We start from the raw sequence: 17,069 nt of genomic DNA on the forward strand, positions 1-17,069 counted from the left end.
CGACCTAACATTCAATGCTTAGGTCGGGAAATCGATTACGCGTGGCGACGTTCAAAGTCAGCCATAAAGTCAACAAGAGCTTGGACCCCAGCTAATGGCATTGCATTATAGATTGATGCACGCATACCACCAGAAACACGGTGCCCTTTGAGTGACAATAGGCCTTGTGCTTTTGCTTCTTCAAGGAATTTTTCATCCAGTGCAGGGTTTTGCATTTGGAAAGGCACGTTCATCCACGAACGATTTTCCACCGCGACTCGGTTGATATAAAACTCACTGTCATCGATTGCGTTATACAGTAATTGGGATTTTTCATAGTTACGTTTTGCCATCTCTTGCAGGCCGCCCTGTTCTTTTAACCATTTGAAAACCATGCCTGATAAGTACCAAGCAAAGGTAGGCGGTGTATTAAACATAGAGTCATATTTAGCCAGCACCGTATAATCCAGCACGGAAGGTGTTTGTTTTGCTGCTTTACCGAGTAAATCTTCACGAATAATCACAATTGTTAGGCCGGCAGGACCAATATTTTTCTGTGCACCAGCGTAAACAACCCCGTAACGGCTAATATCGATAGGTTTAGAAAGAATGGATGATGAATAATCTGCAATAATGACTTTATCTTTAGGGAAATCAGGTTCTTCATGAATAGCGAGACCATCAATGGTTTCATTAGGGCAGTAGTGAACATAAGCTGCCTCTTGGCTTAATTGCCATTCACTCATCGGTTTAATACCTAAAACACCGTCTTTTTCTTGTTTTACTTGAATAATATTAGGTGAGCAGTATTTTTGTGCTTCTTCTGCTGCTGATTCGGCCCAATATCCACCAACAATATAGTCAGCGGTGGATTTATCGCCTAATAGATTCATCGGCAATGCCGCAAAATGACCGCGGGCACCCCCATGGCAAAATAACACTTTATAATTTTGTGGGATATTTAACAGATCACGTAGATTTTGCTCTGCTTCTTCTGCCACAGCAATAAAATCTTTACCGCGGTGGCTAACTTCCATGACAGAAACGCCCAAACCTTTCCAGTTACAAAACTCCTGTTCAGCACGACGCATGACCTCGACGGGTAGCATTGCAGGACCCGCACTGAAATTATAAACCTGACTCATTGATTTCACCCTATCTTCAATTTCAACAATGTTTGTTAAATTAATTCAGTGACTATGGTTGTATCATCCCCCGTCGCTGGCTGCAACGGTTATTGTCGGGTTAGGCAGAAATAGAATGAGGCGAATGAAAGGTAAAAAAAGAGCGGAATTTTGTTAATCGCGTCACAACAAATACCGTCACAATATTATCAAGCAATCGCAGGCTAAAAAAAAATAAAATCCCGATTATCGCTCGTTGGCCATAATCGGGATTTAAATATTTTTCAGTGAATAACTGAGTGACTAAGCAATCACTTTATTGACAATTTCTATTGCTTCTTGCTCTATTTGACGCAAATGTTCTTCACCACGGAAGCTTTCACAATAGATTTTATAAGCCTCTTCCGTTCCTGATGGACGTGCAGCAAACCAACCATGCTCTGTAATGACTTTTAATCCGCCAATAGAAGCGCCATTACCAGGAGCCGTTGTTAATCGTTGAATAATTTTATCACCCGCTAAAGAATCTGCGGTGACCATTTCAGGTGATAATTTGCTTAACTTCGCTTTTTGCGCATGAGTGGCTTTAGCTTGGATACGGCTATAGATTGGCGCGCCAAATTTTTCAGCTAATTTATTATAGCGCTGCTGAGGATTTTCCCCCGTTACTGCCGTGATTTCAGCCGCTAACAAACACAAAATAATGCCGTCTTTATCTGTGGACCATGGCGTACCATCAAATTTTAGGAAAGAGGCACCCGCGCTCTCTTCACCCCCAAATCCTAATGACCCGCTAAAGAGTCCATCAACAAACCATTTAAAACCAACCGGAACTTCCACGAGCTCACGACCGTTATCAGCAACAACACGGTCAATCATGGCACTGGATACCAGCGTTTTACCGACAGCAACCTCTTTTCGCCATTGAGGACGATGCTGGAATAGATAATCGATCGCGACAGCAAGGTAGTGGTTTGGATTCATTAAGCCTGCTGGGGTCACAATACCATGGCGGTCATAATCAGGATCATTAGCAAAGGCTAAATCAAACTTCTCTTTCATCCCTAGCAACCCCGCCATCGCCCAACGTGACGAACAGTCCATACGGATCACGCCATCATGATCGAGAGGCATAAAGCGGAAGGTTTGATCTAACTGATCGTTAACCAGTTCTAGGTCTAATTGATAATATTCCGCAATTTTTCGCCAATATTCGATACCTGAGCCACCAAGCGGATCCACGCCTAATTTCAAGCCCGCTTTTTGAATCGCTTGCATATCAATGACGTCACCGAGTGCTGCGACATACGGCATCACTAAATCTTTTTCTGTCACATAATCGCTGGCGAGAGCCTCTTCGAAAGAAATACGTTTCACACCAGCCAATTTTTCTGCCAATAATTGATTCGCTCTCTTTTCAATAACTGACGTTAAATCGGTATCCGCGGGTCCCCCATTTGATGGGTTATATTTAATACCGCCATCTTCAGGGGGATTATGTGAAGGGGTAATCACAATGCCATCGGCGACATCTTGATGGGACTGGTTATAACTAAGGATGGCATGGGATATGGCAGGCGTTGGGGTAAAACCATTATCTGCTTGGATAACAACGTTAACCTGATTTGCAGTTAACACTTCAATAACAGAAATAAATGCAGCTTCAGACAACGCGTGAGTATCTTTACCAACAAAACATGGGCCAGTTAGACCTTGCTGTTGGCGTAACTCTGCAATCGCTTGAGCAATAGCAAGAATATGATTTTCATTAAAATTCTTTCTACTGGCACTACCTCGATGCCCTGACGTGCCAAACTTGACAGCGTGCTCAGGATTACCGACTTGTGGTTGCAATTGATAATATTGAGCGGTTAGTTGTGCAACATTAATCAAATCTGTTTGAAATGGAAGCTGCCCTGCACGTTCATGAATTGTCACTTGTTATCTCCCAATGCGCTGGTCCTTGGTCATAGCACCAGCGATGCCTCAATTTTTAGATTAGATAGTATTACAAACTTTCTCAATCACATTGGCAGGGAACTGCATCTCCTGCATGATGGCTTCAACCATGCTACGTTTGCGATTGGTATTTGTATTGGTGATTACCCAGAATGGCGTTCCTGGGATATGGCGAGGTTTTGACTGCTTGCCTGCGGCTAGCAGTGTTTGCTCATCGCCAGCAAAATACACGCGGGTACGACCATGCATTGACTCTGTGGCATTAGCAAAGATAGTCGCATCTAAGCTATAGAGTGTCGATAAAATTAGCATAAAACGGTCTATGGCTTTGCCTTTTTCTGCATACGCATCAGAAAGCAGAAGTTCTCTCATGACCCTAACTGGATTTTGCGGCGTAATCGTTGTTTTCTTTGTCTCTTCAACAACCGTTTGTGGCAGTTGTTCATTGCCGAGTTCTTTGGTGGCTTGTACTGGCTGACCGGACTTTAAATTTAACATACGGCGCAAAATATCCGATGCACTTTCACCGATATGCAGTGTATGGCTGGCTATATAGCGGTAAAGCTCTTCATCAACTTCTATCGTTTTCATTTTTTCCCAGTACTTTTTTAACTAAAATTTGCTTTGCGATTATAAGATAGATTTCAAAAAAACAAAACAATTAAAATTTCAATAACTTAAAGTAAACAGCTCGCTAACTTCAGCGATATTTCAGTAAGTTATCACCTGATTGATTATTTTGTGTTTAATTAAGAAAAAAATACATAGATAACTAAATCAATTCCGTTATGTTATGTTTATTCTTTTATTGATAGCATAGATGAATTAATCAGCCAATTTGGTTTTTGATAGCGTACATGTCATCATATCTTTATATAGGATTAAAAGGCTGATTAATAAATTATGACTACCCTGCTAAACCATACCATTCATAAACCTGAAGCTCCAATCTCATCGACCCCCGTTGTTCTTATTCACGGCCTATTTGGTGATTTGCATAATCTCGGCGTGTTAGGTCGCGATTTACAAAAATATTTTGAGACTATCCAAGTTGATGTCAGAAACCATGGCGATTCATTTCGTGCAGATACCATGGAATATCGTCAAATGGCCCAAGATGTCATTACATTATTACAATCCCTCGGCTATAACAGCGCCATACTGATAGGTCATTCAATGGGAGGGAAAATTTCCATGGCCGCAACAGAAATCGCGCCTGATTTTGTTGAGAAAGTTATCGCCATTGACATGGCTCCTGTTGCTTATCAGGTTCGTCGCCATGATACAATTATCGCCGCCCTTGAAGCCGTTCTCCGAAACGGAGCTAAAAACCGCCAAGAAGCCACAGCCATTATGCGTGAATATCTTGATGAAAACAGTGTGATTCAGTTTTTACTCAAATCATTCCGTCAGGGTGAATGGAAATTTAACCTTCCTGCCATCAAAGATGATTATGAATCCATCATAGGTTGGAAAACTGTACCAACCTGGGATAAACCAGTGTTGTTAATTCCCGGTGGCAACTCTCCTTATGTTCAGGCGGAATACCGCGAGCAAATTGCAGCACAATTTCCTAATGCGAAAGCTTGGGTGGTTGCGGATGCTGGACATTGGGTTCACGCTGAAAAACCCGATCATGTGCTAAGAGCCATTCATCGTTTTCTCTCATTGCCTGAATACGAATAAATTCAGGCTTCATTGATAATGAAGGGAATAAATAACCCTTCATTATCAATATCCCCGAAATAAAAATATATAAGACAAACTTTAATACACTGATAATTATTATTTCTGTATTATCTTTGGACAAGCTATTTATTCAACTCAATCTATTGCTATTAATAATTATTTTACCATCAATTTTGATGATAAATAGATGTTATGTATTTTTACAACCAGCAATAAAACAAAGGAATGTTCACAGATATAATGGACAATAATAATACTCAATCAATACTACATTTTATTGGTGTGATAATAAGATTAACTCATGGGATGAATCAGGAAGCGTTTAATCAACTCATTGATAATACCAAAGATCTCAATGAGGCATTACACGTCATTAAAAAAAAGGTTCATGTCACCGTTCAATATAAAAATCAAAAAAACAAAAACATTGAAAAAATAGATACGCCCTCTATTATTTACGACCATGATGACACCGCTTATTTATTAGCTAATTTCAATCATGAAAAAGTTCTTATTCAACGATTTGGTCATTATCCACCGGAACTTTGGAGCTTAGCGGAATTTAAGCAAAAATGGAGTGGGAAATGGCTACACGTTAAATCCAAGCAAAGTCAATTTGATATTACATGGTTTCGAACTGAGTTTTTAAAACATAAAAAAATTATTGCATGTATTTTATTATTTTCATTTATGTTGCAAATACTTGCTTTGATCAGCCCTCTTATGATCCAAGTCATTATGGATAAAGTTTTAGTTCATAATAGTATGATGACCCTAGATGTTCTTATCTTTGGTCTGATTGTCGCCGCCATGATGGAGGTGACTCTCAAAGGGTTGAGAGAATATATCTATAACCATACTGTCAATCGAATCGATATCACTTTAGGATTAAAGCTAGTTAATCATTTGCTACACCTCCCCCTTTCTTTTTTCAAAAATCGTCAAATCGGCGCTATTGTCACAAGAGTTAAAGAACTAGAAACTATACGTGAGTTTTTAACAGGGAGCTTTTTTACACTTTGTGTCGATATTCTCTTCTTATTTGTCTTTATATATGTCATGAGTGTATTGTCTCTGACGCTCACGCTGGTTTTTCTCTGTTCTATTCCTTTTTATCTATTAATTGCTTGGTGGCTAACGCCTAAAATTGAAGCTGCGGCACATGAACAATTTACCAACATAGCGATAAACACTTCGTTTTTAACAGAAAGTATTAATGGTATTGAGACCGCTAAAAGCCTGTCTATTGAACCTCATTTTACGCGCCGTTGGGATCAACAAACTTCTGATATGAGCCAGACTTCTTTCACTGCTGGCCAAATCGCTTCTCGTTCCGAATATATTGTGATGGTCATTGAAAAATTAACCAGCGCCATTATTTTATGGCTTGGAGCGACAGAAGTGCTGGCATTACAGCTGACTATCGGACAGTTTATTGCTTTTCATCTAATGGTTAATCACGCAAGCCAACCATTACTGAAATTAGTTAAGCTTTGGGGAGATTATATTAGAACCAAAGTGGCTATTGAAAAACTCGCACAAATGATTAATTTACCGATCGAGCAAATACAAGGTCGCGATAATAATCAATTAAACGGCAATATTTATTTACGTAATATTTCTTTCCGTTATCAACCTGATCAAGCTTATATTCTTGATAATTTTAATTTAGCCATTCGTTCAGGTGAAACATTAGGTATCGTCGGCACATCAGGTTCGGGAAAAAGCACCTTAGCACGCTTATTACTGCGGCTATATACCCCAGAAAAAGGCGAGATCTTTTTAGATGATACGCCAATATCATCGCTGAACATACACTCTTTAAGAAAACAAATTGGTATCGTTTTACAAGAAAACTTTCTTTTTAACCAGACTGTTTTCGATAATATCGCCCAGACTTATCCCAACGCATCCATGGATGAAGTGATCCATGCAGCTAAAATGGCCGGCGCCCATGAATTTATTTTAAAACTGCCCATGGGGTATGACACTTTATTAGCTGAAGGTGGCGCCTCATTATCGGGCGGGCAAAGGCAGCGAATAGCGATTGCGCGAACACTGCTAGCGAATCCTAAAATTATTATTTTTGATGAAGCAACAAGCGCATTAGATGATGAGTCTCAAGCCGTTATACAGGAAAATATGCAGCTTATTGCTCAAGGTAGAACCCTTATTACGATTGCTCATCGTCTCTCTACCATTCGTCATCACCAACGCATTATCGTTATGCAAAAAGGTAAAATTGTCGAGCAAGGTAGTCATCAACAGCTCATTGAGCAAGGCCAATTTTATAAGCATTTGTGGACACTACAACAATCTTTTAAATAATTACATGGATGTTAACCCAATGAAATTAGGATCAGCGAACACTCGGTATCATCATTTTTTACCGTCCCATTTGGCTTTATTAAAAAACCCACCGTCATACCTTGCATTAATAACAGCCATAACCATCAGTATCGGTATTTTATTAGCCATTGTTTGGTCATATATCGGTAAATTGGATATTCAAGCCACAGCACAAGGTAAACTCGTGGTTTCAGGTCATACGCAATTTATTCAAGCTTTTGAGTTGAGTCGTTTACAACATATTTATGTGACTAATGGCCAAACAGTTAAACAAGGCGACCCTTTATTAAGAGTCAATGTGTTAGGGGTAAGCCAAGATATCCTCACTCTCAACTATCAAATTAGTTTTCAAAAAATTGAAAAATTAGTACATCATGCATTGTTAGAAGAAACTCATCCCAAATTCGCTCATGAATTTAGTCAATTATTAGCCCCTGAGCAGCAGCGCGTTTTAAAAAGCTATCAAAATTTAAAAAATGAGTATGACGCATTAATTAAAGAAACCGAAAATGAAATGGCTCTTAATCGTACCCATTATTCCGCAAGAACGCATGAGTTAAAAGATGTGAATGCACTATTAAATAATATCCAAAAACGTCTTGATGCACACCGGACGTTAAGCAAGAAACACCTGATTAGCCAAAAGGAATTTTTAGAACACGAAAAAGAACTGTTAATGGCTAAAAAAGAAAAAACCGCAAAACTGTCAGAACTAACCATTCTCAATAACCAATATGATTCATTACAAGAAAAACGTCATCGGTTACAAACACAAAAAAGACAAGAATGGTATGAAAAATATCGACAAGCAGAGTTTAAACAGGATTCTGCTGAGCAAGAATTACTAAAACATCAAGAAAGAGAACAGTTAAAGATCGTTCGTTCACCAGTGGATGGTACCGTACAACAATTGGCTACCTATACACTTGGCGCGGTACTACAACCTACTCAGCAACTGATGGTAATAGTCCCCAACAAAGATGTTCAGCTGGCCGAGGTAAAAATTCTCAATAAAGATATTGGCTTTATTCGAGAAGGCCAAAATGTAACGGTTAAAATCGATGCCTTTCCCTACACTCGCTATGGCACGATTGAAGGAGAAGTCGTTTCTATCTCTAGAGATAGCACTCAAGATGAACAATTAGGCTTAGTCTTTTTAGGACAAATTGCGTTAAAGAAGAAAAATTTATTTGTTGAAGGCGAGAAAATTGAATTAACACCGGGTCTCTCTGTAACGACAGAAATAAAAACCGAAAAACGGCGTATTATCGATTATTTGTTAAGCCCAATCCAAGAATATACGACCACTGCCATGAGGGAAAAATAATCCATGAACGGAATTGAAAATAACTCAGGTCTAGAGGCTCTGGTATGGATTGCAAATTATTACCAAAAAAATGTCACAAAAGATCAGTTGATGCATGCAATTGGTATGCATGCGCTTTCCCCCACAGATTGGGAGCTAAGAGAATGTGCACATATTATAGGCTATGAAACTGAAATCACCCTATTAGATACCTCCAATATCCATGATGTGCCATTACCAGCCCTTATTTATTTAAATGGATTTTGGAGAATTCTGTCCAAAGATAAATCGAATGAATTAATTTTAATTGATCCAATTAATAATGAATTCATTCACTGGCATGAACGTCATTCAACTTATCCTGAAAGCCTAACACTCTTACTTATAAAAGAACAATTTGAAACAGAGAAAAAAACAACGTTTGGTATTAGTTGGTTTATCCCTTCAATACTTAGACAACGGTCGCAATTAAAAAATGTCTTTATTTTGGCAGCAATTGTGCAAATTTTTGCTTTAATTAGCCCGTTGTTTTTTCAAAATGTTATCGATAAAGTTTTAGTCGGACGCAGCTTAAATAGCTTACAGGTGTTGGCCATAGGAATTGTAGGTTTAGCATTCGCTGAACCTATTTATAGTTTTTTGCGTAATAAAATTTTTAGTTATACCAGTACACAGATTAGCGCTGAGTTATCAGGTAAGTTATATCGCCATTTAATGGCGTTACCTCTCGACTATTTTAAACAGCGCCCAACAGGAAAAATTATTGCTCGTATAAGAGAAATGACACGCATTCGCCAGTTTTTAACGGGGTCAACATTAATGTTATTTATCGACCTAGTATTTGTCATTCTCTTTATGGCTGTTTTATTTTCTTACAGTGTTGTCATGTCATGGATCTTAATGGGGTCTTTAGCACTCTTTTGTATTCTATGGATGATACTCGGCCCAATCATTCGTCTACACACTGAAAAATCCTATCAAGCAGATGAAAATAGTCTCACTTTCTTGACTGAGGCAATGACTGGCATTGAAACCATAAAAACCACCGCGACCGAAAAATACGTCTATCGCCGCTGGCAAAAACGGCTCAGTAAACAGCTTATTCAAGGTTTCAAAGTGACTTTACGGAGTATAGTGGCAACACAATTAATGACGCTCGTCAGTAAAATCACCACCGCTTTGTTACTTTGGATCGGAGTAAAAGAAGTGATGAGTGGTGGAATGACTGCGGGTGAATTAGTCGCTTACAATATGTTAAGTGCTCATGTCACTCAACCAGTACTGCGCTTAGCTCAAATTTGGCAAGATTTTCAACATACCATCATATCGCTTCGTCGTGTAGGGGACATCCTTGATGAGCCGATTGAAAATGAAAGAAAAGGGATTACCAGTAGTGCTTCTATACAAGGCAATATTGATTTCCATAATATTCGCTTTCGTTATCACCCAGAAACACCTGAGGTGCTATGTAACCTAACGTTAACCATTAAAGCGGGCGAGTTTATTGGTATTACAGGACCATCGGGGTCTGGAAAAAGTACCTTAACCAAACTGCTACAACGGTTATATATTCCGCAACAGGGACAAGTTATCGTTGACGGTATGGACCTAGCTGTCAGTGATACCATCGCGTTGCGACGTCGCATGAGTGTAGTACTACAAGAAAGCCAGCTATTTGTCGGTACTATTGAGGAAAACATTCGTTTGAGTCACCCCCAAGCGAGCCATGAAGAGGTGATTGAAGCTGCCACTCTCGCCGGTGCCTATGATTTTATCATGTCACTACCCGATAATTTTAATTATCCTGTGTCTGAACGCGGGCTTAATCTATCAGGGGGACAACGTCAACGTATCGCACTCGCTAGAGCACTGTTAACAAAACCCGATATTCTGATCCTTGATGAAGCCACATCGGCGTTAGATTATGACTCAGAGGCCGCAATCATGAAGAATATGCCACTTATTACTAAAGGAAGGACAGTCATCAGTATCGCACATCGCTTAAACACGATTCAGTATGCCGATAGGATTTGTGTTATTCGCAATGGCGAAATTGCCGAAATCGATACCCACCCAAATTTACTACAGAAAAATGGCGTTTATGCCCATCTGTGGCGGCAGCAGACCCAGTAAATTGTGCTTAATTAGCACCAATAGAATCTAGATTGGTGCTTTTTCAAGCAAATCATTCTTTTTTTTACTATCAATAACTTTCGCTCCATATACGCTATGGTACAAGGGAGTCAGCTAGGGTATCATTGCGCGCTGGATTATTGGTACACGCCCTTTAGCATTAAAAAAATATGGCAAAAGAACAAACTGATCGCACTACCCTTGATTTGTTCGCTGAGGAACGCAGGCCTGGGCGACCTAAAACAAGTCCGCTATCGCGGGATGAACAATTAAGAATTAACAAACGAAACCAACTTAAGCGTGATAAGGTCAAAGGACTACGCCGCGTCGAATTAAAACTCAATGAAGATGCAGTGGCCATATTGAATCAATTGGCTGATGAAAAAAACATGAGCCGTAGTGAGCTAATAGAAGAAATGTTGATGTCACAACTAGCACTGGTCTACGAGCCTTCTGGTGAATGATTTCCTCTTCTAAATCACACAAATTCGACAGATTTATTCACGCTTTTTCGCCAAAATAGGGCCAAAATTCTCGTTATTTTAGTTCAAATTTAGCCCTATCTGGCTTGAACAAACCAGATTGGAAAAACAAGAGGTTATTCACTTTATGGCAGTCATAGGCATTTTCTTCGGTAGTGACACTGGTAATACAGAAAATATTGCCAAGATGATCCAAAAGAGATTAGGCAGTGAGAACGCGGAAGTTCATGATATTGCTAAATGCAGCAAAGAAGATATTGAAGCATTCGATATTCTACTTCTCGGTATCCCAACTTGGTATTACGGCGAAGCTCAATGTGATTGGGATGACTTTTTCCCAACCCTCGAAGAAATTGATTTTGATGGCAAACTTGTCGCGCTATTTGGCTGTGGTGACCAAGAAGACTACGCAGAATACTTCTGTGATGCAATGGGGACCATTCGCGATATTATTGAACCACGTGGCGCTGTCATTGTCGGTCATTGGCCTACAGATGGCTACCATTTTGAAGTGTCTAAAGGTATGGCAGATGATAATCACTTTATCGGCCTTGCTATTGATGAAGACCGCCAGCCTGAGCTGACTGAAGAACGCGTTGATGCATGGGTACAACAAATTTCAGAAGAGATGTCTCTAGCCGAAATTTTGGGCTAAGCTGACGATAGAAATAAAATGAAACTATTATAATAATGAGACAGAGCATGGTTTCTATTTTTTATTTCCATGCCTATAATTGTAAATCAGTTTCGATGACAACTGAGCTTATGTTAAAAATGTCTCATTATTGTTAAATTTATGATTTAAGATACAGGACAAACCCGCATGACAGACAACAACAAAGCATTGAAGAATGCTGGACTCAAAGTCACTCTTCCAAGATTAAAGATATTGGAAGTACTTCAGGAGCCTGAGTGCCATCACGTCAGTGCGGAAGATCTCTATAAAAAACTCATTGATATGGGCGAAGAGATCGGTCTGGCTACGGTATACCGCGTATTGAACCAATTTGATGATGCTGGCATTGTCACACGTCATAACTTTGAAGGCGGTAAATCCGTTTTTGAACTGACTCAACAGCACCACCACGATCATCTGATTTGTTTAGATTGTGGTAAAGTTATCGAATTCTCTGATAAATCCATTGAAGAACGTCAGACCAATATTGCTGCACGCCATGGTATTAAACTCTCTAACCACAGCTTGTACCTATATGGTCACTGTGCTGATGGCGATTGCCGCGAAAATGCGGATGCTCACGAAGCAAAAGAGTAATTTAATGGTTGAAAAACCATTAACATAATTCATAAAAAGGAACGTATTTAGCTCCTTATATATACTGATAAACCTCATGAATCACATGGGGTTTTCTTTTGTTTATCGCTAAATACTGACGCATGTCTTGCGTCAGCTTGCCTTATTTATCAAGAAAAACATCCTGAGTCATCATCTCTCCCATCCTTCTATTTTCCAATCATCGATCTCATGACAAAACAGACGTTAATCAAACAGTCGCATCATTATATTGTATCTATAAACTCAGCTAACTATAAATAGCTAACAGTTTACGATGAACCTGATGCTGCGATTGTCAGGGAAAGGTGTATTAGAAAAGATAAAGCACCTAAGTGCCAATGACGAGATTACTGAGTCTCCTCAAAATACATGTCGTCTGGATATAGAAAAAAGCGGTGTCTATTGAAGCTGAAAGCGTTAATTTCTTGGCAATCATCATCTATTAAACATACACGAGTACTGTAATAGGCGGTTAAACCTAGCATTTAAAAAGGTGGTACGCTCTGGCACCACCCTCATAGTCTCTCGTTATTTTTGCACCACCGTTTCTACACGACTTGTTCTTGTTCCAGCTGGGTTTTTGGCTCGTACTTTTACATTACCCTTAACCTTTGGAGGCTTTTGTGCTGAATACGTTTGCCAATGGTCGCTATCTGCTAAAGCATATTCAATCACTAAACCTGGATAACTGATATTGGCGAGTAAAAGGCCATTTTCAATTTTCGCACCAGGCACAGGGATACGATAAGCCACCCCTGCTCTATCTAGACGGGGTAACTCTTTCATACCAACGAGACTCGCAAAACGGCTCCAATCATCTGCCAGTTTTTGCTGTGAAACATAATTGGTTTTACCGCCGATATATTCACGACCTATTTGGTACTGATTTTCCCATTGCGCTTTATGCCATGCCCTTTCAGCTAAAGGCAGGATGCGAGGAAATAGCATGTATTCCGCCTTATCATCCGTCCTTACAGCTTCGCTCCATAGTTGTCCAGAAAGACCATAGACACCTGGCCATGGCTTATCACTTTTCGCACTAAATGAGTTACCATCCCTATCAACGGAAGTTTCCGCATTTTGTGGTAAATTATCAGGCGCAAAAGAAAAGATTTTTTGTTCGTCACTCGCTCGGGTCGCCCAGTAATAGCCACTTTCATTTGGATTGACTTCATAAGGCATATCTAAATACACATAGTCAGGGTTCGAAATGACCACTTGATAACCTTTATTAGCCCAATCATTCGCCGAATCGAATCCTCCCCAATACAGTGTATCCCAGAAGTTAACCCTGACATTATCCGTTGCAAAATCGTTTGCACTAGAAGCATCTTTCAAACCATCCTGCCAAGCTTGCATTGTTGTCACCCCTTTTTGCTGTAAACTTTCACTCACTTGTTTAGCAAAATGGCTGGAGAGATGATCAAAGTCACTCACATCACCTCGCTTGATCAATGCCTGACACGCTTCCGATTTCGCCCATGGCTTATCTTCTATTTGTTTATCGATTATGCCTTTGCCCGGTTCGATATTGCCTGCTTTATCTTGGAAACCCGCACCTAAACGAATATTTTTCGCTTCATCACCACCAAAGTGCCATGTTTTTAATGGAACCCCCGCCTCCTTGTGCATTTGCATAACCTCACTGACCACTTTATTAACAAAGTTTTTAGAGGAATCTAAACAAGGATTTAAATAACTGCGTTTATCGTAGAATTGGACAGAGGTTGTTACTGATGTATCCGATGGATCAACTAAGCGGTATTCACTCGCGGCAGCCTCATTGCCAGCCGCTTTTAATTTGTTATAACGAGCTTCCATTGAAACAACGGCGGCACGGGCATGTGCAGGCATATCTATTTCAGGGATGACCTCAATATTACGATCTTTGGCATAGCGTAAAATGTCAATATAGTCATCACGGGTAAAATAGCCGCTTCCCATATTATTATTCTCTGCCCCCGATCCTAACTGCGGTAATAAACACGTTTGTTCATCCAAATCATGACAGCGTTGGCTTCCCACCTCTGTAAGCTCAGGTAACCCCGGAATTTCAATTCGCCATCCTTCATCATCGGTTAAGTGAAAGTGGAATTTATTTAATTTATAACGAGACATTTGGTCAATTAAACGTTTAACCATCTGTTTACTATGGAAGTTTCTTCCTACATCTAAAAATACTCCTCGATAATCCATACGAGGTTTATCTTTCACAATCATTGTCGCCACACTAGGCTTATCGGCTTCTGTTACGGCAGAAAGCAGTGATTGCATACCATAGAATAAGCCGACATGGTCATAACCAATAATTTCAGCCTGTTGTGGTGTGATCACTAACTCATATGCACCACTGACTTGATTCTCTGGCGCGAACTGTCTAGGTGCGATCTTCCCGAGTATAGGGAATCCCTGAACATTCTGTTTTAATTTGACCTGTTGTAAATGCTCATTAATGACAGCTAATTCTCCCTGAGTCAGGCCATCAAGTTGTAATTTAACACCGTTGGAAAGATCCGCATTCCCTTCTTGTATCTTAATATCGAGTGGCGTCGGTAAGATTTGTCCTCGTAACTGTTGCTCAGATAATGTTTGCAAAGAAAGATTTTTTTGGTAACGATTTTCGGGGGTCATTAAGACATTATTATCGGCTCCCGTTCTTTTCCAGTTTTTCATTTCAAATGGTGCAACGAACATGGTTGAGTCTTGAGTATCTGTGCTTTTCAAATTACGAGGCCGAGCATCACCCGAGGTCGCATACCAACGAGGCATAAAGTCAGAATAGCTCACTTGCCAATATTCCCCCGTCACTGGCAACACAATTTTTTCGTGTGCTTTTATGCCATTAAACTGCTCAGTGGGGGTGATTTTATGCAAATCCCCCGTTAAATGGGTGATAGTAAACTGTGGGTTATCTTGTTTGAGTATTTGCCGAATACTATGAAAATAAAGTGCCCAATCAGCCGATTCAATCGCTTGATCACCATTGGTCAACGTAATATCAACGCGATTACAAGCCGCCCAATCCGCCCCAAGTGCAGCGCAATCCATGCCATGCTCACCTGCTTGGTTATCAACCACATTAATTTTTACATCGATATGACTTAATGCATCAACGATTTGATCCGATGTTTGCTCAGCATTCGCCATCGTAGAAATAAAGGTGGCTGAAATTAATAACGCTAAAGGATGTAAATAATGTCTTTTCATTGTGACCTCAATATTAAATTCAATTTAGCCACTGCCACATAATATTTTTAATAGCAGTGACCGTGCTATCAAAAAATAGTGAATGGCATCATGACCATAAACTTAATATCTTTTTCATCCTGAAATATATTACCGAACCCACCACCATAACTTGGAATATCGGTATGGTTATCATATTTAGTAAAGTGCAATTTAAATAAAGTATCTTTAGCTCTACCTGTTTGGATACTATATAAAATATCGATATTCCAAGCGCTTTCTCTTAATTTTACATCTTGGGCATATTGTGTATTAGTACTTGGTTTAGCATCCCAACCATAAATATAAGATGTACCTACTTTCCAACCAGCCAGATCCCAATGAGCTAAATCGTACATGACACCAGCAAAAACCGCTTTTTCATTATTCGCGTTATAATCTGAACGCCCATCCCACCAAATATCCAATCGACCATTTGATGTCGCGTAGCCTGGCGTCATGCGCTGTAAGAAATAGCCTTGATTACCTTTCGCTTTGGCGTAAGTTCCTTCCACGCGAAAATCAAATTGCTCGTAGGTATAACCTAATGTCACCGCCTGTAAGAAAGCGAGGCCATCATAAACATCATTCACTCCGCCATCAGATACCTTATCTTTTGCGCCATAGAATTGATAAGACATTCGTAAATCACGATTAACAATAGGTACCGCATAAGAGGCCTTTGCAAAATATTGATCTATATAGTCTTTAGCTTGTCCATAAGCCCCTTCTAATACCAATGAATTTTTAAAATCATATTTAAAACCAATAGATTGTAGATAGCTAATCCCTGTTTTACTATCAGCTTCACGGAAGTTGTACATATCACGATACCAAGGGGCTTTATATCGATCAGTCCACATATAGGACATGCTCAAAGCCCCCTTGTTTTCAAAATCAAATACCGCTCCGACTTCAATTCCTCGATAAGTACCGGGCATATAGCTCCAATGGGAAGCCAACAGTGTTTGTCCTGTGGGTTGGATATAGCCTCCTTTCCCCCAAAATGGACCATATTTCATTTTGGCAGCCGCTTTATAAACACTGACGCCGCTACGATCGCCTGACCATTTTTCATCCCAACGCGTTTTCGCATCACTAAAACCAATTTCATTAGGTGCCGCGGGACCACTATTTGATAATTCAATGGCAGTAAATGCCGCTAAATCTAAACCGATGAGATCCTGAAAATAACCTGAAGAATAATCAAGACTGGCATTTACGGTAGAATGCTTAAGGTTATCGGCATATTTTTTATATTTATCGCTTTCAGGGTTTAACTCTTTTCTAGAACGATCGCGTTGCCAATAATACAACCCGCCTTTAAGTGTTGAATCATCTAAAAATTGCTCAGAAAAACTTATTGGTTGATAACTCATAGGAAGAAGTGCGATACCTATTTTAAGCACGAGCATCCCCCTGCCACGATTGACATTTTTATTAACCATTCGCTGTTTCCTCAGTTTTTTATATTATTTTTTAGTGATAAGTTTCAGTAGTCGCCCATTAGGTAATTATTAATTTCAATA

12 protein-coding genes are annotated in these 17,069 nt (G+C 39.7%); 7 read left to right on the top strand and 5 right to left on the bottom strand.

Annotated elements, in window-relative coordinates; genetic code table 11:
- Window positions 1–35: 35 nt before the first annotated feature.
- The 3 genes from serC to seqA form a co-directional block, all read right to left on the bottom strand.
- Window positions 36–1,124, bottom strand: coding sequence for a 3-phosphoserine/phosphohydroxythreonine transaminase (serC, locus tag P2E05_RS13935; protein ID WP_154624623.1), 1,089 nt, complete (start codon window positions 1,122–1,124; stop codon window positions 36–38).
- A 282-nt stretch (window positions 1,125–1,406) separates the two neighbouring features.
- Complete coding sequence (pgm, locus tag P2E05_RS13940) at window positions 1,407–3,041, bottom strand: phosphoglucomutase (alpha-D-glucose-1,6-bisphosphate-dependent) (RefSeq protein ID WP_163862632.1); 1,635 nt, start codon at window positions 3,039–3,041, stop codon at window positions 1,407–1,409.
- 60 nt (window positions 3,042–3,101) lie between these two features.
- The gene (gene seqA, locus P2E05_RS13945; protein ID WP_154624622.1) at window positions 3,102–3,653 is read right to left on the bottom strand and encodes a replication initiation negative regulator SeqA; all 552 of its coding nucleotides are present in this window, start codon (window positions 3,651–3,653) and stop codon (window positions 3,102–3,104) included.
- A gap of 312 nt (window positions 3,654–3,965) precedes the next feature.
- Here seqA and P2E05_RS13950 point away from each other — a divergent pair, with 312 nt between their 5' ends.
- From P2E05_RS13950 to fur, 7 genes are all read left to right on the top strand, one after another.
- Complete coding sequence (locus tag P2E05_RS13950; protein WP_272657909.1) at window positions 3,966–4,748, top strand: alpha/beta fold hydrolase; 783 nt, start codon at window positions 3,966–3,968, stop codon at window positions 4,746–4,748.
- A gap of 243 nt (window positions 4,749–4,991) precedes the next feature.
- Complete coding sequence (locus P2E05_RS13955; protein ID WP_163862635.1) at window positions 4,992–7,079, top strand: peptidase domain-containing ABC transporter; 2,088 nt, start codon at window positions 4,992–4,994, stop codon at window positions 7,077–7,079.
- A gap of 19 nt (window positions 7,080–7,098) precedes the next feature.
- A complete protein-coding gene (locus tag P2E05_RS13960) occupies window positions 7,099–8,427 on the top strand; it encodes an HlyD family type I secretion periplasmic adaptor subunit (RefSeq protein WP_276122841.1) in 1,329 nt (442 codons plus the stop codon).
- Window positions 8,428–8,430: 3 nt separating this feature from the next.
- Entirely contained in the window at window positions 8,431–10,539 is a 2,109-nt protein-coding gene (locus P2E05_RS13965; protein ID WP_276122842.1) for a type I secretion system permease/ATPase, read from the top strand.
- Window positions 10,540–10,709: 170 nt separating this feature from the next.
- Window positions 10,710–11,003 (top strand): LexA regulated protein, encoded by a 294-nt coding sequence (ybfE, locus tag P2E05_RS13970; RefSeq protein ID WP_154624617.1) that lies wholly within the window; start codon window positions 10,710–10,712, stop codon window positions 11,001–11,003.
- 145 nt (window positions 11,004–11,148) lie between these two features.
- Window positions 11,149–11,676 carry a flavodoxin FldA gene (gene fldA / locus P2E05_RS13975; protein WP_154624616.1) on the top strand — a complete coding sequence of 176 codons (528 nt, stop codon included), beginning with the start codon at window positions 11,149–11,151 and terminating at the stop codon, window positions 11,674–11,676.
- Between the two features lie 168 nt (window positions 11,677–11,844).
- Complete coding sequence (gene fur, locus P2E05_RS13980; RefSeq protein WP_154624615.1) at window positions 11,845–12,294, top strand: ferric iron uptake transcriptional regulator; 450 nt, start codon at window positions 11,845–11,847, stop codon at window positions 12,292–12,294.
- A 549-nt stretch (window positions 12,295–12,843) separates the two neighbouring features.
- On the opposite strand, the gene P2E05_RS13985 is transcribed toward fur, so the two are convergent.
- Window positions 12,844–15,522 carry a beta-N-acetylhexosaminidase gene (locus P2E05_RS13985; RefSeq protein WP_269723266.1) on the bottom strand — a complete coding sequence of 893 codons (2,679 nt, stop codon included), beginning with the start codon at window positions 15,520–15,522 and terminating at the stop codon, window positions 12,844–12,846.
- Between the two features lie 68 nt (window positions 15,523–15,590).
- Window positions 15,591–16,919, bottom strand: a complete 1,329-nt coding sequence (chiP, locus tag P2E05_RS13990) for a chitoporin ChiP (RefSeq protein WP_244316515.1) — start codon at window positions 16,917–16,919, stop codon at window positions 15,591–15,593.
- Window positions 16,920–17,069 lie beyond the last annotated feature (150 nt).

It is taken from the genome of Providencia stuartii (assembly GCF_029277985.1).
Classification (GTDB): domain Bacteria; phylum Pseudomonadota; class Gammaproteobacteria; order Enterobacterales; family Enterobacteriaceae; genus Providencia; species Providencia zhejiangensis.